Annotated in this window: 20 protein-coding genes and 1 pseudogene; 9 read left to right on the plus strand and 12 right to left on the minus strand. The window is 60.3% G+C overall.

Translation table 11 applies throughout. The features are described from left to right. The first annotated feature begins 351 nt into the window (after positions 1-351). Positions 352-1,821 (plus strand): right-handed parallel beta-helix repeat-containing protein, encoded by a 1,470-nt coding sequence (locus tag AC13QO_RS24580; RefSeq protein ID WP_285195777.1) that lies wholly within the window; start codon positions 352-354, stop codon positions 1,819-1,821. 105 nt (positions 1,822-1,926) lie between these two features. Here the strand turns inward: AC13QO_RS24580 and AC13QO_RS24585 are convergent, their stop codons facing one another. Both AC13QO_RS24585 and AC13QO_RS24590 read right to left on the minus strand, forming a co-directional pair. Beyond that, entirely contained in the window at positions 1,927-2,703 is a 777-nt protein-coding gene (locus tag AC13QO_RS24585) for a dioxygenase family protein (protein ID WP_488542130.1), read from the minus strand. A gap of 117 nt (positions 2,704-2,820) precedes the next feature. Continuing rightward, positions 2,821-4,722 (minus strand): potassium transporter Kup, encoded by a 1,902-nt coding sequence (locus AC13QO_RS24590; RefSeq protein WP_488542131.1) that lies wholly within the window; start codon positions 4,720-4,722, stop codon positions 2,821-2,823. Between the two features lie 216 nt (positions 4,723-4,938). Between AC13QO_RS24590 and AC13QO_RS24595 the strand changes: the two genes are divergently transcribed. Further along, positions 4,939-6,522, plus strand: a complete 1,584-nt coding sequence (locus AC13QO_RS24595) for a Na+/H+ antiporter (RefSeq protein WP_085778564.1) — start codon at positions 4,939-4,941, stop codon at positions 6,520-6,522. Positions 6,523-6,938: 416 nt separating this feature from the next. Continuing rightward, on the plus strand, positions 6,939-7,361 hold the full coding sequence (locus tag AC13QO_RS24600) for a TIGR02594 family protein (protein WP_085778563.1): 423 nt from the start codon (positions 6,939-6,941) through the stop codon (positions 7,359-7,361). A 108-nt stretch (positions 7,362-7,469) separates the two neighbouring features. Here AC13QO_RS24600 and AC13QO_RS24605 read toward each other — a convergent pair whose 3' ends face one another. The 3 genes from AC13QO_RS24605 to AC13QO_RS24615 form a co-directional block, all read right to left on the minus strand. After that, the gene (locus AC13QO_RS24605) at positions 7,470-7,958 is read right to left on the minus strand and encodes a hypothetical protein (protein WP_488542132.1); all 489 of its coding nucleotides are present in this window, start codon (positions 7,956-7,958) and stop codon (positions 7,470-7,472) included. 117 nt (positions 7,959-8,075) lie between these two features. Beyond that, positions 8,076-9,479, minus strand: a complete 1,404-nt coding sequence (locus AC13QO_RS24610; protein WP_488542133.1) for a pyridoxal phosphate-dependent decarboxylase family protein — start codon at positions 9,477-9,479, stop codon at positions 8,076-8,078. A 164-nt stretch (positions 9,480-9,643) separates the two neighbouring features. Continuing rightward, positions 9,644-10,567 (minus strand): phytanoyl-CoA dioxygenase family protein, encoded by a 924-nt coding sequence (locus tag AC13QO_RS24615; RefSeq protein ID WP_488542134.1) that lies wholly within the window; start codon positions 10,565-10,567, stop codon positions 9,644-9,646. Positions 10,568-10,660: 93 nt separating this feature from the next. On the opposite strand from AC13QO_RS24615, the gene AC13QO_RS24620 reads away from it, so the two are divergent. From AC13QO_RS24620 to AC13QO_RS24635, 4 genes are all read left to right on the plus strand, one after another. Next, positions 10,661-11,482: a helix-turn-helix transcriptional regulator gene (locus AC13QO_RS24620; protein ID WP_488542135.1), complete on the plus strand. Its 822-nt coding sequence runs from the start codon at positions 10,661-10,663 to the stop codon at positions 11,480-11,482. A 140-nt stretch (positions 11,483-11,622) separates the two neighbouring features. Next, positions 11,623-11,994, plus strand: a complete 372-nt coding sequence (locus tag AC13QO_RS24625; RefSeq protein WP_085778559.1) for a hypothetical protein — start codon at positions 11,623-11,625, stop codon at positions 11,992-11,994. Positions 11,995-12,393: 399 nt separating this feature from the next. Beyond that, entirely contained in the window at positions 12,394-12,900 is a 507-nt protein-coding gene (locus AC13QO_RS24630; protein WP_285195772.1) for a GNAT family N-acetyltransferase, read from the plus strand. Positions 12,901-12,983: 83 nt separating this feature from the next. Further along, positions 12,984-13,922 (plus strand): ornithine cyclodeaminase family protein, encoded by a 939-nt coding sequence (locus AC13QO_RS24635; RefSeq protein ID WP_488542151.1) that lies wholly within the window; start codon positions 12,984-12,986, stop codon positions 13,920-13,922. 31 nt (positions 13,923-13,953) lie between these two features. Here AC13QO_RS24635 and dapB read toward each other — a convergent pair whose 3' ends face one another. Together dapB and AC13QO_RS24645 are read right to left on the minus strand one after the other, a co-directional pair. Continuing rightward, positions 13,954-14,742, minus strand: coding sequence for a 4-hydroxy-tetrahydrodipicolinate reductase (gene dapB, locus AC13QO_RS24640; protein ID WP_285195771.1), 789 nt, complete (start codon positions 14,740-14,742; stop codon positions 13,954-13,956). A gap of 144 nt (positions 14,743-14,886) precedes the next feature. Continuing rightward, positions 14,887-15,102: a hypothetical protein gene (locus AC13QO_RS24645; protein WP_085778556.1), complete on the minus strand. Its 216-nt coding sequence runs from the start codon at positions 15,100-15,102 to the stop codon at positions 14,887-14,889. 162 nt (positions 15,103-15,264) lie between these two features. Between AC13QO_RS24645 and AC13QO_RS24650 the strand changes: the two genes are divergently transcribed. Beyond that, positions 15,265-15,738: a VOC family protein gene (locus AC13QO_RS24650; protein WP_488542136.1), complete on the plus strand. Its 474-nt coding sequence runs from the start codon at positions 15,265-15,267 to the stop codon at positions 15,736-15,738. Between the two features lie 39 nt (positions 15,739-15,777). On the opposite strand, the gene AC13QO_RS24655 is transcribed toward AC13QO_RS24650, so the two are convergent. The 4 genes from AC13QO_RS24655 to AC13QO_RS24670 all read right to left on the minus strand — a co-directional run bounded on the left by AC13QO_RS24655 (position 15,778) and on the right by AC13QO_RS24670 (position 19,442). Then, positions 15,778-16,176 carry a GFA family protein gene (locus tag AC13QO_RS24655; protein ID WP_488542152.1) on the minus strand — a complete coding sequence of 133 codons (399 nt, stop codon included), beginning with the start codon at positions 16,174-16,176 and terminating at the stop codon, positions 15,778-15,780. Between the two features lie 497 nt (positions 16,177-16,673). Beyond that, on the minus strand, positions 16,674-17,450 hold the full coding sequence (locus AC13QO_RS24660) for a phosphodiester glycosidase family protein (protein WP_488542153.1): 777 nt from the start codon (positions 17,448-17,450) through the stop codon (positions 16,674-16,676). Positions 17,451-17,767: 317 nt separating this feature from the next. Further along, positions 17,768-17,941: a hypothetical protein gene (locus AC13QO_RS24665; protein WP_176536321.1), complete on the minus strand. Its 174-nt coding sequence runs from the start codon at positions 17,939-17,941 to the stop codon at positions 17,768-17,770. Between the two features lie 286 nt (positions 17,942-18,227). Beyond that, positions 18,228-19,442 (minus strand): argininosuccinate synthase, encoded by a 1,215-nt coding sequence (locus AC13QO_RS24670; protein ID WP_488542137.1) that lies wholly within the window; start codon positions 19,440-19,442, stop codon positions 18,228-18,230. Positions 19,443-19,567: 125 nt separating this feature from the next. Between AC13QO_RS24670 and AC13QO_RS24675 the strand changes: the two genes are divergently transcribed. Continuing rightward, positions 19,568-20,035 (plus strand): Lrp/AsnC family transcriptional regulator, encoded by a 468-nt coding sequence (locus AC13QO_RS24675; protein ID WP_488542138.1) that lies wholly within the window; start codon positions 19,568-19,570, stop codon positions 20,033-20,035. 139 nt (positions 20,036-20,174) lie between these two features. Here AC13QO_RS24675 and AC13QO_RS24680 read toward each other — a convergent pair. Next, positions 20,175-20,651: pseudogene (locus AC13QO_RS24680) on the minus strand (NmrA family NAD(P)-binding protein); the annotation flags it as partial. Positions 20,652-20,734: the final 83 nt, after the last annotated feature.

The following is a 20,734-nucleotide window of genomic DNA, read 5'->3' on the forward strand; positions in this document are numbered from 1 at the left end:
GTGGCCCGAGTGCGAGGAGCGGGTTGATCCCGCCCTCGTGTTCCGAGGCTCCGGCCTTTGGCCGGACGCCTTGGCCTCGTCCTGACCGTCAAGCGGCAGCACGGCGCTTACCGTTCATTCACCTTTTAGTCGTTATTTCCTAGATTATCTTCTCGTAAGTTGTATTATCCAGGGGAGTAGCCTCCGCCAGGCGCTTCTCGGGAATAAGGCAGGCCCATGGTCTGCTGGCTGCCGTAACGTAACGGCAATGGAACGCCATGTTGTTGAGCATGGCTTCAGCTCCCGATCGCATCAGATCCACTCGTTGCAGCCGAACCAGACGGCTGCGCGACAATGCGAGAACACGGCGATATGACAATCTATTATGTGAATTCAGCGACGGGCTCCAACACCAATGCCGGCACCAGCGCAGAAGCGGCTTTTGCGTCATTCTCGGCGGTGGAAAACTTGAAGCTGCAGCCGGGCGACAGCGTGCTGCTCGCGGCGGGTACTGTTTATAACGACCAGCTTGACCTGAAATATTCCGGCACCGCCGCTGCCCCAATCACCATCGGCAGCTACGGCGTCGGCGATGCGCCCGTCATCACGAGCCCTAATGACGGCATTCACAGCCTATACGCATCGAATATCGTCATTGAGAATATCAAGATATCAGATACTGGTGGCGCGGCCATCTATGGTGGCTATGTCTCAAATTGGACCATCCGAAATGTCGAGGTTGATCACACCGGATTATCCAAATCCGGTTCTATCACCTTCCGTACCGGCTCGAACATCACGATCGAAAACAGCACGATTAACGACGTCAATGGCGACGGCATCTGGGTCGAGAAGTTCAACGGTGTCACGCTCCTCAACAACACCGTCACCAATGCCCACGGAACCACTGCCGACGCCGTCCAGATCAACGACAGCAGCAACATCGTCATCAGCGGTAATTATCTTGATCAAACGGGTGCAGTCACGCCAAAGGGCGTCCTGACGCTCGTCCGGCCTGTGGATGCTGTGATCGAGGGGAACACCATCCTCGGCGGCGGCTTCGGGATCAGCGCACAAGCCGGCACAAATGTCGCCATCCATGACAACGACATCTCAGGCTATGGCGGCTACAGCTGGTCCTATGCGATCGGCCTCGGCGACCAGGGGGATACGCGTAATTACGATATCGCTGGAAATTACATCCATGACGGCGCCTGGGGCGTGGCAGTCAGCGCCGCGGGCACGACCACTTATGTCCGCGAGGGTATCGAGATCTACGGCAATCTCTTCGACGACCTGACCCAGGCGGCATTGAAGGTCGACCGGCCGGCATCCGGATCCTTCCATGACAATTTTATCGCGAGCGATGTCACGCCATACAGCATTTCCCCCTCGATCATCGCTGCAGGCACCTTTCCCGTCAGCGATAACACGATCGTCGAAGAAGGTCCTACTACGCTTGCGAGCGCCGACAGCCTCGCCGCCGCGGATGCGAGCGTCAGCCTCGTATCGGACACCGGGCTCACATCCCACAACGACCTGAAACTTGCTGCCGACAAGATTGCAGCGGATAAAGTCGGCGCTCATCATGACAATCCAATCTGGGAAAACGGCATATCGGATGAAACCCTGCTGCTTCGTCACTTCGGCAAGGCTGCTGTCGAAAAGCACGGGTCGACATTTGGCAACGGCGATCACGGCGTCACCATGGAAGCCGCCGATCTTGCTGGCCCGGAAAACGGCAGCGAAATTTCACACCATGAGATCACGCCTCAGCCGTTGCATCATTCAGAAGCGGATCCGCTGATCGTCTCTATCCTTCAACACGGCATGCTGCACTGAGGATAGCAGGGAGCATCGCCGCTACGGGGAGAAGCCGTGGCGGCATCAGAGGTCGCCGAGCAGCGTTCGGTGAAAAACGCTCTCTTGTCGCTCGCCGCCATCGGCTCAGGAAGAGAGGCCGATCGTAATCGTGGCGGAAAGCACGCCGCTATCGAGCTTCTCAAAATCGAAGATGTGATCGGTAGCGTCCTGCGGAATGAGGCCGTCATTGTCGTTGCGCGTATCGCGGCGGGGGCGTTCACGATAGTCGGGATGCTCACCATAGATGATGTCACTCAGGGCGTCGTCGAAATAGAGCTGTCTGACGAGAAGCTCCTTGCCGTCTGCGAGGATGCGGCAATGAACATGCGGCGTGCGGCCACTATACCATCCCGGATAGGCGGTCAAAAAACTTGCCTGCCCGGCCTCGTCGGTCAGTTGGCGACCGCGAAATGCGAGCCCGCTGATTGCCTCGGCGTCACTAAGCGTACACATCTTCGCAGCCTCTCGGCCGGAATAGATGCCACGGTGATCGGTATGCCAGATTTCGATGTCGGCGTTTTCGACCGGCCGGCAGTCGGCGGCATGGACGATACGGAGGGCCAGCCGCAACGGCAGTCCGGCTTCTCCTTCAGAGATGTCTTGGCGGGCCGGGACGTCGTTGACATGGCAGGGGCCACGGGTCTGGGCCAGGGTCACGACGCAATTCGGGCGAGTGCGGAAGAGCGGCGCGGGCAGCTTTTCCAAGGCGACAGACTTGGTGCCGCCGCTCAGAAAATCAGTGCCCTTCCAGTCGAATTTCCTGGCTGCCGCCGCGGCATGCCGCCGCGGCCAGATTGCCGTCGCAACAACCGAGGATGCGGCAATCGCGGCGCCGCCAAGTACAAGAGTGCGCCTCTTCATATGTCCTCCTTTGTCTCAAGACCTGGCGTGTAAGGGGCAGGCCAGCACCTTCAGTTAAATCCCGGTAATGATCACGGCGACGAGGCTGTCGGCGAAGCAGGGCGATGCCATCAGACCTTAGATGGCAACCTGTTCGCCAAGCTCGACAACGCGGTTTGACGGCAGGTTGAAATAGTCGGAGGGATCGATGGCAAAGCCTTCCAGCGCCATGAATATGCGTTCCTGCCAGCCGGGCAGGCCGGTGTTCGGCGTCCTGACGAGGTTGCGGCGGCCGAGATAGAAGGACGTTTTCATGATCTCGAACTTGAAACCTCCTTCTCTACAGAGCGCTAGCGCCCTGGTGACATCGGGATCGTCCATGAAGCCGAAAGTGATATCGAGACGCAGGAAACGCGGCGAGAGTTGGCTTATCTTGATGCGCCTGTTGTCGGGGACATAGGGTTCGTCCTCGGTCCAGACAGTCAGGATGACGTTCTGTTCGTGGAGCACATGATTGTGCTTGAGATTGTGGAGCAGAACGTTCGGCGTCCGGTCTGGCACGCTGGTAAGAAAAACCGCCGTTCCCGGAACGGTAACCGGTGAATGATCCGACTTCCGCTCGATCGACCGGATGAAGGAATCGAGCGGAATTTCGTTGTTGGCCCGCAGTCTCTTGAGGTAGGCTTGCCCCCGGGTCCAAGTCCACATCAAAATCATGATTGCCAGCGCCAGGGCGACCGGAACCCAGCCGCCATCGTGGATCTTCAGCAGATTGGCTGCCAGGAACAAGACTTCGATAATGAAGAGCGGCAGCAGCAGCATGGCGGCGAGCGTGAGCGAGTAGCCCCAGACAGCCCGCAGGAATTGGAAGGACAGCATGGTCGAGATGACCATGGTCCCAGTTACCGAGATACCGTAGGCAGTCGCCAGCGACTCGGAGTCGCCAAAGGAAAAGATCAGCATCAGCACGCCGACCAGCAGGAGGAGATTGACGCTCGGTACGTAGATTTGGCCCGTGTTGGTCTCGGACGTGAATTTGATCCGCAGCCTCGGCAGGAAGCCGAGATGAACCGCCGAGCGGGCGAGAGAAAAAGCGCCGGTGATGACGGCCTGGCTGGCGATGATCGTCGCCATCGTCGCCAGTATGACAACTGGCAACAGGATCCAATCCGGATACATCAGAAAGAATGGGTTGGTGGCCGTTTCGGGATGGGCGAGAACGAGCGCGCCCTGGCCGATATAGTTCAGAAGCAATGCAGGAAAGACGAGTACGAACCACGCCGTCTGGATGGGGCGGCGGCCGAAATGCCCGAGATCGGCATAGAGCGCTTCGGCACCCGTCACCGTCAGAAAAACGGCCCCGAGCACGATGAGGCCGACCGTGCCGGCATGGGCGAGGAACGAAAGCGCATTGATCGGATTGAGGGCGGCCAGAATCCTCCAGTCGTCGCCGATATGGATCAAGCCGCCGGCAGCCATGGCCAGAAACCATAAGACCGTTATCGGCCCGAAAAACATGGAGACAGCTGCAGTCCCCCTCGACTGCGCGGCAAAGAGAACGATCATGATCGCAGCCGAGGCGAGCGGGACATAATCGGCAAAGGTCGGCGTGACCAGCTTCAGACCTTCGAGCGCTGACATGACCGAGAGGGCAGGCGTGATCATTGCATCGCCGATGAAGAGGGCTGCCCCGATCAGCCCGGCGAAGAACAGGACCGGCACGTTTCGTCCCATCTTCTTCATCAGGAGGGCAAGAAGCGAGAGGGTACCACCTTCGCCGTCATTGTCCGCCCTGAGAAGGAACAGCACATATTTGAAAGTCACGATAACGGTTAGCGTCCAGACCATCAGAGAGATCAGGCCGATCACTTCCGGCTCGTGTATGCCATCGGCAGCAAAAGGCCTGAGCGCCTCGCGAAAGGCGTAGAGCGGGCTGGTGCCGATATCGCCATATACGACGCCGACTGCACCGACGACCAATCCGACAAAGCCGCTCCGACTGCCGAGGTCACTGCTCTTGTCCGCATGTGTTGAAGTCATGTTTCCCCGCTCACGCCTCTTGCTTACAGACAGAAACATATGCCGCATTGGAGAAGGGCAAGTAAATTCGTGTCGGTGCAATCTTTTCGTGGCGAAGCGAAGCATGACTGTCGGCCCCGACATGTCTGCCGCGAGGAGTTCGGAATGAAGCGATTTCGGCCCGGAAAATAATATAGTAGGCATTCGAAATCACTTTTTAGGCAGGGGGCGAGTGAGATGGAACCCACTCAATTGTTCGAGCTGGTCATTGCGATGTTTCTCGCGATCATCGCGCTGCATTACGCTGCTCACAGGCTGGGTTTGCCACCGTCCGTTGCGCTGCTGGCCGGCGGCGCTCTGCTAGCCTTCGTGCCGGGGCTACCGGCGATCACCGTAGATCCCGGGCTGGTGCTTGTCATCTTCCTGCCACCGCTCTTGATGGACGGCGCCTGGGCCATTGCTCTCGTGCGGCTGCGGCGCCATATGATCGGCATTGCCTCGCTCGCCGTCGGAGCAGTATTCTTCACCTGTGCCGTCGTGGCCGTCGTGACCCATCTTCTCTTTCCGTCACTTCCCTGGGCCGCCTGTGCAGCACTTGGCGCGATCGTTGCACCGCCGGATGCGGTGTCGGCCCGCGCCGTGCTGGAGCGCGTCAGGCTGCCGCGGCGGCTGCAGATTCTGCTGGAAGGCGAGAGCTTGCTGAACGATGCGAGCGGTCTGGTTCTATTTCGCTTTGCCGTCGCCGCCGCCGCAACGGGAAGTTTCAGCGCGATGGAGGCGGCTTCCAGCTTCCTTGTGCTGGCGCTCGGCGGCATGGTCGTCGGCGTCGTTGTCGGAACGGTGTGGGTGAAATTCGTCCGGCGCCTGGGCGACGAATATCTCATCATCGCCGCCACTGTGCTGCTCGCCTGGATTTCCTATCTGCTCGGCGAATTGCTGCACGTTTCCGGCGTCATTGCCACGGTTACCACGGGTCTGATCGCTTCCTGGCACCAGCACACCGTATTCTCGGCCGCAACGCGCATGCGAGGCACGTCGTTTTGGACTGTGATGATCTTCCTGATGGAAGCTTCAGTTTTTACATTGATCGGGCTGTCGTTGCGCGACGTCGTTGAGCGCGGCGGTGGTTTTACCACAGTTATCGCGACCATGGGACTACCGATGCTGGCGATCCTCGTGACGCTCGTGATCGCCCGCTTTGCATGGGTCTTCGCCTCAGATCTCGTCATCCGCCTTTGTGCTCCGCTGGGGTTCAAACGCGCTGAGCCGCTGGGCGCCGGCGGCGCCACCGTCCTCAGTTGGGCCGGCGTGCGGGGCGTGGTGACGCTTGCCCTGGCGCTCAGCCTGCCAGAAGAATTCCCCGGCCGCGACTTCATCCTCGCAACATCATTTGCCGTCATTGTCGGAACCGTGCTCGTCCAGGGAACGAGTTTGGGGCGGATAATTGCCTGGGCACGGCTGGTGGAGCCGGAGACGGAAAGGGCGCGTCTCACAATGAGTCAGGCCGAAGCCGCCATGGCGCAGGCGCAGCTTGGAACCGTCCAAAACCTGGCATACGACCCTGAGGGAAATCTCATCCACCCGCAATTGCTGGAGCGATACCAACGCCGAGCCACCGCTATCGTCGATTACGCCGCGAGAACGGAACATTATATCCCGATGCTTCACGCCCATTTTGATGTCGTTCTCGAGGCGGTTGCGACCGGCCGTCGGGAACTCATTCGGCTCCACCGCGCCGGTGATATCGACGACGAGACGCTGGAGGAGCTGGAACGGGATCTCGATCTGGAGGAATTGAGCGCGATTTCAGCTAAAGCCTGAGTTTGCAATCGAGTCAGATCGAAGACGGCCGGTAAAAATACGCACTGCATTCGAAGTATTCGATGCGATCCTGGAAATATAAATCCCATCGTAACTAATGCCGTTCCACCGGATCGTTGCGAGATTCCGGCGGATTGTTCCGCTTCGGCTCCCATATGGCATCGGGCTTTCGTCACCCCCAACATCGAATTCTCCATTTTTCGACTTCGCCAGCTGAGCGTTTGCAGATTGCCAATATTCGTCCGTTTTGCGGGTGCCGTCGCCGGTCGCCTAAGTTTTATTTCTTTAAATACAGGAAAAAATACGCGGTCAAATTGCTTCTAATTGCCGCCATGATTCAAATATACGTTCCAGCCGAGATTTTTTCTTCGCCACATTTCGGATGTTTGAAATTATCCAAACAATGGTGAGAAACAATGAAAATTATTCTCGTCATAGCCCTCACGGTTTTTGCCGTGCCGTGTGAGGCCGACATGCTCGTCACGGCTTCGAAATATAATCGCATGCACGAACGTTCTATTTCATTTCTCAGCATCAATCCCCGCAGAACGTCGTGGTGCGGAGCATTCCTCGCCTTTGTCGCCAAACGATCGTCACGCCAGCCGCCGCCCAATCCCAATATGGCAGTTTCCTGGAAAAGCTTCGGCAAACCTGTCTTCTTTCGTTCGGCAAGGCGGGGAGATGTCGTTGTGATCCGAAGCGGCAGGCGGTTCCATGTCAGCCTGTTCGATCACTTCGATCAGCGGCGCCAGTACGTCTATCTCTTCGGCGGCAACCAATCCAATCGCGTCCAGCTGTCACGCTACCGCGCCAGCTCGGTCGTTGCCGTTCGACGATAAAGCCGTTCTGTTGATTGGCACCTGGCCCAACGGTCGGCTCTCGTGCTGAGGTTCGGAGGCTGCGCCTCGAAGAGGGGCGGCTTATCGTCGGAATTTGCGCACCGATCGTCAATCAAACCCGTCCAACGCACATAGCACGCCATCGACTGGGGTTGAGGCCAGCCTTTCGCGCGTGATGTCGAATCGCCAGGCTTTGACCAGATTCTCGGATCGATAAGAGCCATCTGGCTCTTCCGCCATCCTGCCGAGTGCAAAGATGGGGGCATCAGGAAACCGCCTCGATGAGCAAAAGGCCGGCTGCAGAAGTTCGTGGTGGGGGCTCGGCTTTGAGATCGTTACCTGGTCGATCACGGTCCAGACGGGGAGACTTCCATTCATGCCGGTCTGGCGTCGAAGCACCAGCAAAAGCTTTGCGCCGCATTTTAGCTCGGCTGCCGCATAGGCTGGGCCTCCGACCATTCCTGGTAGTACCGTTCCGCCGATCTCCACGCAGCCCTTCGCAGGAGGAGGCGTAGATTTTCCACGCGCCTCACTGGCATCGCCGGTGGCTGGAATCAGCGTGAGAAGAGCGGCAATCGCGGGGAGATATCGAGACATGGGAAACCGTTGAGGACACGTGGCGAGGGAGGGGCTGGTTGAATTCTCAGTGCTGAAGTGAGGACCGTAATCCTGCTCTGGAAGACGTCAATGGTTGAGGTTGCAAGTGGAACAAGGTCAGTCGCGGCTGACACTGCGGAAGGCAGCGATGATGCTGTCGGCGGCCAGCCGGGCTTCGTCTGCGTTCGTCTGGAAATTAGTGACGGAGAGCCGCATAACGTCGCGGCCGCGCCATTTGGCGCCGCCTGCGAAGAGGGTGGCGTTTTCACAGATCTTTGCGATGGTCTTGCGGGTGATTGCATCGCTCTCTTCGTCCGGGCGGTCTGTGGCGAAGTGGAGGATGATTTGGTTCAGTGTGATTTCGTTCAAGATGGTGATGCCTGGTTCGCGCTGGAGATGCTCGGCCAGCAGGCGGGCCGACGCGCAACATTGGTCGATGAGGGCGACGATGCCATCGCGGCCGAGATGTTTCAGCATCGCCCAGGTGGCGAAGCCCCGAGCGCGCCGGGAAAGCTCCGGCACGTAATGGGAGGGATCGCGCTCGCCCTCGGCTGCGAGTGGCAGGTAGCTTGCGGCGATCGTCATGGCGCGGCGGTGGGCAAGCTCGTTGCGCACGATCGCATAGCCGCAGTCATAGGGCGTCTGCAGCCATTTATGACCATCCGTCGCCCAGCTATCGGCCGCCTCGACCCCGCGGCTGAGGTGGCTGAATTTCTCCGAAGCCTGCGCCCAGAGGCCGAAGGCGCCGTCGATATGCACCCAGGCGCCTTTTTCCTTCAGGGTCGGGATGATCCGACGAAAATCGTCAAAACCGCCGGTATTGATCTGCCCGGCCTGGAGGATGGCGATGCAAGGGCCGATGACCGACGTAAGCGCGTCGCCGAGCGCGGCCGGATCGATCCGGCCCATTGGATCAGTCGGCAGGCGCAACACCCGGTCATGGCCGAGGCCGAGGAATTGAAGCGCCGAGAAGACGGTCGTGTGGGCGTCGTCGCCGATCAGCACCGTGATCTCGGGCGCGCCGAACAGGCCTTTTGCGTCCGCATCCCAGCCAGCCTTGCGCAGCACCTCGCCGCGGGCAGCGGCAAGGCAAGTGAAATTGGCGACCGTGGCTCCCGTGACGAAGCCGACGGAGCTTTCGGGCGGCAGCTTCAGGATGTCGAGAAGCCATCTCGCCGAGACCGTTTCGACGGCGGCCGCGGCCGGGGCGGCGACGTGGTTTCCGGCATTCTGGCCCCAGGCGCTGGTCAGGAAGTCGGCCGCCACGCCGACCGGATGAGAGCCGCCGATGACCCAGCCAAAGAAGCGTGGGCCCGTGGTGAAATGCAGGCCGGGTTCGGCGTTCGCGGCGAGCTGCCTGATGACATCGGCCATATCGGCGCCGGCCGCCGGCAGCGGCTCGTCGAAGCTGGCGAGCGAAGCGGCATAGTCGTGCCGGGGCATATGGCGGGCCGGCGCGCGCTCACGAAACCCGGCTGCAAGCCGCGCGGCTTCCTGAAACAGAGATGCGATTGCCGACATGCGATCCCCCTGCGCCGGACGCCCGCCGGTCCTGGGGACCGCCTCCAGGCAAGCTGCCGGCGCCGGCAAGTCTATCCGATATCGCCATCGCTGTCTTGGTTCGCGAAGAATCGATCCAGGCGGGTTTGGCTTCGGCTGAAGCGTTGCGGCGCGGACCCAAAGGCTTACAGCATATCCCCAAGGCTCCAGTGGTTGCTCCAGCGGGCGTCGATTTCGTCGTCGACGTTCTGGTAGCGGATGTCGGTGGAGAGGCGCAGCCGCCGGGTGCGGTCTTCGTTGTTGGTGGCGGCGTGGATTATGTAGGGGGAGTGCAGCACGACGTCGCCAGCCTCGTAATCGGCGGCGAGCCAGCGGGCGTTGAAGCGCTCGGCTATATCAGGCAGGTCCTTGGAGATCCAGCCGCCTTCGGCCATTTGACTGTTATAGGCGCTGATCCGCTCTTCCGGCGAGAGAGTGCCGCTGTTCGCCTGGAATTCCGCCTCCATCCTGCGGCCGAGCGCATGCGAGCCTTCGAGATAGACGAGGCCGCCCATTTCGGCGGGGATGTCTCCGATCGGGATCCAGGCAGTGACGAGCCGGCTGGTGCCGCCGCGGAGGTAGACGAGATCGTAGTGGGCGGGTGTCGCCACCGCCGTGCCGGGTTGGAAATAACGCATCAGCTTGCGTTTGTGGAGATAGGAGATGCCTTGGAGGAAGGCGTCCATGAAGCGAACGAGCCGCGGCTGGGCGCAGAAGCCTTCATAGGCGGCGGAGCGGACGATCGACATTAGGCGGCGGTTGGCGAGGTTCCAGTCGAAGCCTTCGGCGGCCGCGATGCCAAGTGCGAAATCATGGCCGGGCGCCAGCAGGCCGGTTTCGGCGAGGTGGGCGAAGACCCAGCGGCGGAAATCGATCACTTCGGCGCGCGGCAGAAGGCCCTTCAGCCAGACATAACCATCCTCCTCATAGCGGCGGCGGATGGCCTCGACGCCTATGGCAGGATCGGTCTGCGTCAGCAGGCCGAGCCTTTCTGCAGGGATTGTCTTGCCACGGGCGGCGAGGGGCGATTGCATCACTTTCATCCCGGCAGCATTCGCGACAATTGACATTTCATTCATCCTTGCTTTGACTTACCTGCCTCCAGCTTGTCGGTTGCGTGGGCCGATCGCCATGGAGGAAAGCTGCAGCTGGATTTTTCGCTCATGAGAGAAGCAGAGGCCATCTATCGATCTCCCCTTGCCGCGGCCGGCGGGCTTGCTGTGACGGGCAGCGGCAGGCAGCATGCGCGCCATGCCGTGAAGGACAGGAGGCTGCCGAGCTTTGCGGCCGTGTTGGTGGAGCGCGGGCGGGGGTTTCTCGAAACCGCTGCGGGCGGGCGCCAACCCGTGGAGGGGCCGGCGCTCTTCTGGTTGTTTCCGAACCGCCCGCATTCCTATGGGCCTGACGAAGCTGGATGGGACGAGCGCTGGGCGCTGTTTGAAGGTTCGTTCACGCGGGATTTCGTGCGGATGCGGCTGATTGGCGAGCGTCATCCCCTCGTGACGCTGCGCCATCTCGAGGAGGTGGTGCGGCTCTTCGCGCGGCTGCATGCCGATCTCGTCGACGACAGCCATCTAGGACAGGCCTCGGCGGCATTGGCGCTCCATCGTATCGTCATCACCGCCGCGCGGCAGGCGAGCGCTGCCGCAGGTCGCGAAGGCGAGGGTGCGTCCGCCGATCTCGTCGAGACGCTGCGGGGCAGGGCGCTGCAGCCGCTCGACCTTGCCTCGTTTGCCTCCGAGCACGGCATGTCGCCGGCCACGCTGCGGCGTAAATTCATAGCCGAAACGGGCATGCCGCCAAAGGACTTCCAGCTTCGAGCGCGTATGGACCAGGCCAAGCAACTGCTCGCCATGTCAGACGAGAAGATCGAAACCATCGCAGCCATGGTCTGTATCGAAGACCCGTTCTATTTCTCTCGCGTCTTTCGTGAGCGCGAGGGCTGCAGCCCCCGTGAATTCCGGATGCGATATAAGCGAGGTTGAGCTGTTGCAGTATGGATCGCGGTCTTTGCTGCGATCTTGAACAAATCAAGCATTACGTGAAGAGGAAGACGATTTTCTCCAATAAATGTTGATTTTATGCCGGCTGTTTTCAAAATTTTCTAAGGATCTGCTGAAATCTATTGCCTTCTTTCGAAGTATCCATCAATGATGTACGAAATATCATTCGCGCTGCTGTCAAGGCCGCTCTGTCGATCAGCGAGGGATATGCACTGAAATATTTCATTCTCTATGCGCTCGTGTGCTCGGTAGTCGGGATAATTCTTCTCGTCGTCTTCCATCAGATTGCACCGGTTCAGATGGAGAGACCTGGCGATCAAACGGCCTTCGAACCGGATGATCTGGTCGTGCGGTCGACCCGCGAACCAACGACAGACCAGCCCGCCATGCGGCCTCTCAACCAATGGGATCTGCGGCTTGGCAATCAGCCGGAGGCGCAGCCCGATCAATCAGGTGTGCGCAAAGGCGGCCGGGTGGGAACGCCGGCGCAGTAGGTAGAGTTGGCGCTGCCATTCGGGCGCGGCCTTCTCCAAGGCTCCTCATGCTAAGGTGTGCAGCCCGCGAGGGCGGAGCCTCGAAGCACGCGGCTCAACGCTGCTTCTTGCATTCATCAACCGCCGATACACCCGCCGTCAGGATGATCCTTCGAGGCCCTGCGGGCACCTCAGAGTCTGTGAACCTTTTGGATTTCGTCGTTTTCGAAAGAGCTGAGCCATTGATTTAACTCGCATCGAAAAATTGTAAAATCGATAGATTCACAGGCTCTCAGGATGAGGCTCTCTTGTGTGTTGGCGGGCCGCGATGGGGCCAGGCGCCAATCGAACTCGCGCTTCCGGGTTGCATCCACTGCAGTCGGCTGCGATGACATATCTCCGATACTCCGGGAGGTGGCGATGGATGCAGGCGGCGTGACGATCAGGCTCATAGGTGCAGACGAGGTGGAGGCTTTCCGGCATATCCGCCTGGAAGCGCTCCGCGCCGAGCCGTCCTCCTTTGCCAGCCGCTACGAAGACTGGGAAATTCTGTCTCTGCAGGAGTGGCGCGATCGGCTGAGCGAGCCGGTTTTCATAGCCTTTCGCGAAGGCGAGCCCGTCGGCATCATGGGCTTGTTTCGGCAGCGGTCGAGCAAGATGGCCCACCGCGCCACGATCGTCATGGTCTATGTCCGCGCCAAGCTGCGCGGAACGGGCCTTGCCGTCAAACTACTGGAGGCGATTTCCGATCACGCGCGCAATATCGGCATCCGTCAATTGGAACTCTTCGTCAGCGCCGAAAATACGGCGGCGATACGGTTCTACCAGCGGCAAGGTTTTGCCGAAATCGGCCGTATCCCCGGCGGCGTGCTGGAGGATCGCCGGGAGATCGACGATGTGATGATGGCGCGGCGGCTGATGGGTTAGGCCGTCGCGGCGCGGCGGACCATCGGCCTCTTGACCTCAAGTGGGATTGGGGTTGCAGGATGCAGCCTGAATCGGAGGTCGCCGTGATGAAAATCCTGATGGACAAGGACATTGACGATAGCGGGTTGATGGCGGTCGCGATCGACGCGCTGGAGACCGCCTTCCATGCCAGGGCCGCCAACCGGTTGATCTCGCCACCGAGGCATCATGTGTCGTTTCCTGATCGAGGCGATCTCGTTTTTACCGTTGGCGGTATCATGGGCGAGAAGCCGCTCGCGGGTTTTCGCGTCTACGACACATTCGATGGGGCTGAGCATGCGCAGATCGTCGCCGTATGGTCGGCCGACGACGCCAGGCTCAAAGGGATCATTCTCGGATCGCTCTTGGGAAGCCTCAGGACTGGCGCGATCGGAGGTTTGGCGATCCGGCATCTCGGCGCGCCTGACGCCAAAATCGTCGGCATCATCGGCAGGGGAGCGCAGGCGCGAACCCAGCTTGCAGCGGCTGCCGCCGTTCGCAACCTCGATCACGCCCGCGTTTATAGCCGCGATGAGAAAAATCGTGCTGACTTTGCAAGCGAGATGCAGCTCGCCCTGGGTCTTAAGGTGGAGCCTGTCGACAGCGTCTCGAAAGCCGTTGATGAGGCCGATATCGTCATCTGCGCGACGACAAGCCAAACGCCCGTCCTCCATGCGGGCGATTTAAAGCCCGGCGCGCACGTCAACACTGTCGGCCCGAAAACGCTTCACGGATGCGAACTCGGCTTGGATCTCGCAGACGCGGCGGCCGTGATCGCGACGGATTCTCCCGAACAAACGCGCGCATACCCATCGCCCTTTTTCCTGACAGGCTCCGGCAGCGACAGCCGCCTGGTCGATCTCGCCGACATCATTGCGGGGAAAGCGTCAGGGCGGAGATCGCCCGAAGAGATAACGCTGTTCTGCTCCGTAGGCCTTGCCGGAACTGAAGTCGTCGTCGCCGCGGCGGTGCTCGATAGGGTGGGGTGTCGGTGTAGACCTTGAGTCAAAGACGCCCTTCAAGCCTCTGTTCATTCTATCTATTCGCGCCTTCTGCCGTCAGGCCCAGCACATCCCGCATGCCATATTCGCCGGGTGCGCGCCCTGCAATCCAGCGGGCGGCGGCAAGCGCGCCGCGGGCGAACATGCCGCGATCGAGAGCCGAATGCGACAGCGTCACGACTTCCTCGGCGGCGGCGAACAGGACGCTGTGTTCCCCGACGATCCCGCCGGCGCGCAGGACGGCGAAGCCGATCTCGCCGGGCAGTCGCTCGCCGGTGACGCCGTCGCGCCCACGCCGCTCGACGGATGCGAGGGAAACGCCGCGGCCCTCGGCGGCCGCTTCACCGAGCATCAGCGCCGTACCGGACGGCGCATCGATCTTCCTGTTGTGGTGGGCTTCGAGGATTTCGATATCCCAGTCATGCTGGGGAAGAGCGCGCGCCGCCTGGGCCACGAGGCCGACCAGCATGTTGACGCCGATGGAGAAGTTGCCGGAGCGCAGGATCGGAATCGTTTGGGCGGCGGCTGCGATCCTTTGGATATCACCCGGCTCGAAACCTGTCGCTCCAATCACCAGGGCCGGCCCGCCTGCCGAGGCACAGAGGCCGGCGAGTTCGGCGGCGGCATTTCCCGTCGTGAAATCCAGGATCACGTCGGCGGCTGCAATTGCGGCCGCACGGTCGATCAACCCTTCACCGGCGGAGCCAGGGCGGCCGATGCCGCCGATGACGACAAAAGCCGGATCGGCCGCGAGCAGCGGCAGTATGGTGCGACCCATGCGGCCGTTCGCGCCGGCGACGGCTATTTTGACAGGGGAGGTCACGTGTTTTCCTTGGCTGGAATATTTACGATGGAGCGGCCGCTTGCATCCGGGGTTCGCGCCGGAACGGCATTCTGGACCTACCGCAATTGCGCTGCCGACGTAAAGCAGGGGATTTGTTGCCCCCGTCCCTGTGAACGACTGGCCTTACCAGTTGCCGGGATCGGCGGTGTGATCGATGCTGGCGAATTCATCAGCCTTGTTCCGGTCGAGATTTACCTCCGTGGTCACCTTCGTCTCGTCGGTGACCGAGTAGCGGTCAGGGACAGGTCCCTTCGAAAGTTCCTGGTACAGGAGCAAGGCTGCCTCCTCGGCGGTATCGGCCTCGATCTCGCGGGTGAGGGTAACGGTGAACTTGTGCATGGCTTCGGCCCTTTCAATCGCGCGCAGACGATGCTTGCCACTCTGACACCCTTTTGCGGCGAGGACGCAAGGCCGTTGCCGAAATAACATGCATAGGCTGGAGAAAGGCGATCTCTCTCTTATTTCAGTAGAATTGCAAACCAAGAGGGAAGGACCGCCGCAATGGCAAAAAACACGATCTGCCTATGGTACAACAAAGACGCTGAAGACGCGGCCCGCTTTTATGCCGCGACGTTTCCCGACAGCGCGGTGGGTGCTGTCACTCGGGCGCCGGGAGATTATCCTGACGGTAAGCAGGGAGATGTTTTGGTTGTTGAATTCACCGTCGCGGGTATCCCTTGCATCGGTCTGAACGGCGGCCCTGCATTCAAACACAGTGAAGCCTTCTCGTTTCAGATCGCTACGGAGGATCAGGAAGAAACCGATCGTTTGTGGAACGCCATCGTCGGTAATGGCGGCCAGGAAAGCGAGTGTGGCTGGTGCAAGGACAAATGGGGTTTGTCCTGGCAGATTACACCGCGTGTCCTCTCAGAAGCGCTCTCGGCGGGTGGTGATGAGGCAAAGCGTGCATTTGACGCGATGATGACGATGAGAAAGATCGATGTCGCGGCGATCGAGGCGGCTCGGCGCGGTTGAGGCGCCATCGCCCGCCCGAGGCCGACAGATGTCGGGCTGTCAGAACCAGAGATCGCGTACGCAGCGCCCGTCGGAGGGAAGATCTCTGAATGTGTCGAGCCCGTCGAAATGATCGATGGGGAGATCGGCGACGAGTTCCGGCGGTGCAAGCCGCATGTTGACCGCCATGCGGCGGCCATTCTTTTGCAGGTGCAGACCGCGCCAGCTCAAGACGCAGGCACAGGATGGGCAGAACAAGATCTCAAGCGACGACGCTGCCCTGCCGGACCGGGTATAAGAGGCGGTCTGGCCGATAAGGGTGATCCGCTCTCCTTCGTAATCATAGGCCCCGAGCGTGCCGTAGCGTCGGCAGAGGGTGCAGTTGCAGGCGGTGATCGATCCCGGATCGCCTTCGAGGGTCCAGCCCGTCTTGCCGCAATGACATGAGCCCGTCAGCAGGAGTGCTCGGATCCACTTCCCCGTTCAACGGCTGCATCCTGCCTCAATCGTGCAACGACCGCAATTGGCGCGTCGATCGCTCGGCCGCTGCCTTTCACGGGCCTGTGGCCGTTCCGAGGGGTGGTCATCGCCATGGCGCTGACGTCGATGGCGGTGAAGCAATCAATCTGACAGTCATCTGGGGCATTCGGCTACCATCGACGGCGTAACGACTGGGGGCTTCATTCCCGAAGACAATCGAGTAACCATCGCCGGCTCGCCTGAAGGCTGACCGAATGACCTACGGCGGCAACAAGGCCTCTCCTCGAAAGACCTCTGCCCTATAGGTCGAAGTGCCCGCGGGCGGAAATCCCGTCCTGCGAACGCGTCCTCGATCAGCCGGTGGATGGAATATGGCCGAGCGATCACTACGGGGTCATGGTCGATATCGACTCCGGTCAAATGCAAGGGCCGGCTGACGGCGCTGTGGGTCTCGATAAAGGCCGAATTCGTCGTGCCTATTCCACAAGCCCGAAGATCGGGCCATAGCCGCCATGCCAGGACCAATCGTTGCGGTCTAATGCTGGATAGTAAAGCCCAACACCTCGTCCGCCATCCAGAAACAACGCGTCAGGGCATTGCAGTCGGTCCCGGAAGAGCCGTGCGAATTCATGGAAATTGACCCCGTCTTCGCTGATTGCGAAGCGAACCGCGCCACCCGCGCAGACGCCGACCCCGCTTCGACGGCTCCGGTCTGTCGAGCCGGGGATGAAGATCGGGTTCAGCTTGCCGGCGATGACGAGCATTGGGCCGGACTGCGTGGCGAACCGCACCTTGGGGGCACGCCTCAGAAATTCATCGGTCGGGAGTATGTCGGCGCCCGCTTCACCAAGAAAGAACACGCCGTTCGGTTTCTTGTAGAAATTCGGCACCTGACCGGGGGGGCCTCCGGCCCCTGCGGTATTGGCGGACTTCAATTCCCTGGCGTTTTCGACATACAGTCCCATCGGCGAAAAATCGGCCCGGTACATTCCGGCATTGATGGCCAAGGCCAACGTTTTCCCCTCGGCGCGAACGGCTTCGGCCAAGCGTGAAAAAGCGCGGTATGGTTGGCCATCGGCGCCCTTCCAGAACAGGCGCAGGTCGGCTTTTCCTGCTTCCAGCGTGCAAACGACGTACGCCGCCTGGTCGAAAGTTTCCTGTTCGCATGGCTCTGCATGCGCCTGAGGCAGGAATGTCATCATTGTCGCCAGCATCATGGCCGCGGCGAGCATGGCTTGTTTGACGTAGGGCATTGGTATCAGAATAGTCATGACGAGATATGATTTCCTATCGTGCGGCGGCAGCACCGGGTTTTTCATCGCCATCGGCGACGGCCGGAATAGGAATTTTTACCGGTACAGCAACGATTGTCAGCCGGGATGAGTATCCAAGATTTCTCGTGAAACGCGTTCTGCCTCCTTCTTCTGCTGGAACGAAAAGATAGCGTCATGCTCTTCTTCTCCCGCTGGCAGAAGAGTGGATCAGACCGATGAGGTGGGAAGGAGTCTCAGCGGCAAAACGCCTCCATCATCAGAATCCAGGCACCCCGCAAAGGTGGGAACATTCAATCCTACCAGGCGGTACGGGCGGTGCCGAGCGCTGTTGTATGAGAGGATGAGACGTGGGCGACGTGCGCCTTGAGCGATACGACGCAGTTTCCCGGAAAGCTAAGTTTGTGCGCCGTCAAGTGCTTCAGCAGCGCTTCTGCGTCGCGCTTCTCGGTCAACGGAAATGTCACAGTCATGCGGGTTCCTCATACTGAGCATCTGCGGAAATTAATGGTTAAATTCTCTTGCGCTGCAACAAGAAAATTTGAATGATAAAATTAAAATCGATTAGCTTTTGGTGGGGTTTTTTAAAATCGTTTGAATTAGCTTCCTCGGTTTCCCATGGATTGGGCAGTGGTTCGGCCGCGCGAGCGAGATCCGCATAGTGCGCTCCAACAAGCACTCGAAGCGTTAGGAGCAATGCCTTCGATGAAGGCATTGGTGGATGCTGAGAGATGGCGCTGCCGATTCAAGATCAGCCGCTCACCGTGTATGGCGGGCAGCCCAATTCCTGAGCCGCAGTCCATTGAGCTTGATGAAGCCTTCGGCATCATGATGATCATAAGCGATGGAACTTTCCTCGAAGGTGACGAGGTCGGCGGAATATAGTGAGCAGGGCGAGCTGCGGGAAATAACCGAGGCGCTTCCCTTGTAGAGCCTGACCGTCACCTCGCCGTTGACGAAGGCCTGGCTTCGGTCGATCAGCGCCTGCAGCATGTGCCGCTCGGGCGCGAACCAGAAGCCGTTATAGATCAGCTCGGCGTAGCGGGGCATGATCTCATCCTTCAGATGTGCGGCGGCACGATCGAGCGTGATCGACTCGATCCCGCGATGCGCCGCAAGCAGGATCGTTCCTCCCGGCGTCTCGTACACGCCCCTCGACTTCATGCCGACGAAGCGGTTTTCCACGAGATCGAGCCGCCCGACGCCATGCCGGCCGCCGAGGCCATTGAGTTCGGTGAGCAGTGTTGCCGGCGTCATCGCCTGGCCGTTCAGGGAAACCGGGTCGCCGCTCTCGAAACCGATGGTGATGGTCTGGGGGGTATCAGGGGCGTCGAGCGGATCGACGGTGCGCTGGTAAACATAAGCGGGTGCGATCGCCGCCGGATCTTCGAGGATCTTGCCTTCGGTCGAGGTGTGCAGCAGGTTGGCGTCGATCGAGAACGGCGCATCGCCCCGCTTGTCGTTCGGCACAGGGATCCGATGCTTCTCGGCATATTCCAGCAGCTGGGTGCGGGAGCGGATGTTCCATCGACGCCATGGAGCAATGACCCCGATCGACGGATCGAGCGCATCGACGGCCAGTTCGAAGCGGACCTGGTCGTTGCCCTTGCCTGTCGCGCCGTGGGCAACGGCGTCCGCGCCGACCTCCCGGGCTATGGCGACCAGATGCTTGGCAATCAGGGGCCGGGCGATGGAGCTGCCGAGGAGATACTGACCCTCGTAGAGGGTGTTGGCCCGCAGCATCGGAAAGACAAAGTCGCGGACGAATTCCTCACGCAGGTCGACGATGCGGACATCCTTGACCCCGAACATTGCCGCCTTCGACCGCGCCGGCTCGAGTTCTTCGCCCTGACCCAGATCGGCGGTGAAGGTCACGACCTCGCATCCGTAAGTCTCCTGCAACCATTTGAGGATGATCGAGGTATCCAGCCCGCCCGAATAAGCGAGCACGATTTTCTCTATTTTTTTCGCCACCAGTCCCTCTCCGCTTTGACCAATGGAACAATAGGCCAGCTCATACGCAATGAGCTTGCGAAGCTTCCTGAGAATTGCGAAGATTTGGCATGTTATGCCGTTTCAAGATAAACTGGGGCCATGAAATGCCAATCACTTTGGACTCGATCGATCGGCATATCCTGCGGGTGCTTCAGCGTGACGGGCGTATTTCGAATGTCGAGCTGGCAAAAGAGGTGGGGCTGTCGCCTTCGCCCTGCCTGCGCCGCGTGCGCCTTTTGGAAGAGGCTGGGATCATCGATCGCTACGTCGCCGTACTGGATCCGGCCAAGGTCGGCGCAGGGCTGACGGTTTTCGCCCGCGTGTGGTTCAAGACCCAGGATGCCGAGGTCACGATGCGGTTCGCCGAAGCCGTCAGGCGCTTTCCGGAGGTGATGGAATGTTACCTGACGGCAGGGGAGTGTGATGCCGTGCTTCGGATCGTCACTGCCGATCTGCACAGCTACTGGCGTTTTCAGGCCGACCACCTGACGCGCATTCCGAGCGTCCTCAACGTCAAGATCGATGTGCCGATGGAAACACTGAAGCGGAGCTTCGAACTGCCGTTGCGGTAGCGTTCTAAGGCATTGCGTTTCGGAGCCATATAGCGCGGGGTTGACTAGCCCCCTCCTTCGAGGCTGCTACGGGGCGCCTCGGGGTGAGGCTGGAGCGGCGCGGAAGGCGGCGATCCGCCGCCTGCGCTTCATTCGGCAACTATGCTTTCAGCGCGGCGGCATAGTCGGCCGCGTAGGACTTCAGTGAGCGCGGGGGCCTTGGCGGTGAGCGTCTCGACGTCGCCGGTCAAGGCGGCCGTCCAGTTCTGGGGGACGGGATAGAAGATCGAAGCGAGAAAGCTTGCATAGCCGGCCGGCACGCCAGCCCCCGTCAGCATTTCAATGAAGGCCTCGTCGGAGACGGCGTTATAGGTGACGGGCTTGCCGATTGCTTCGGAGAGGATGGCGGCGGCTTCGGCATAGGAGAGCGCTACCGGGCCGGTCAGGTTGAAGGCCTTGCCGTCGAAGGACGAGGAGGTGAGCGCTGCCACGCCGCTTGCCGCGATGTCTCGGGCGTCGATGAAACTCGACTTGCCTTCGGCGGCGGGAAGCGCGATCTGGAGTGGTCGATGCCTGGTTTCCAGAAGGTGTGGAAGTTGTCGGAAAACCAGTTCGGGTGCAGGATGACATAGGGCGTGGGGATACGGTTTCGGCACTCGCTCACTGGGCGGAGCAGAACATGGACGCAATCTTTGCGGCGCAGCGTGGGCGTATGATGAA

The sequence above is a fragment of the Rhizobium sp. CNPSo 3670 genome (assembly GCF_057784555.1).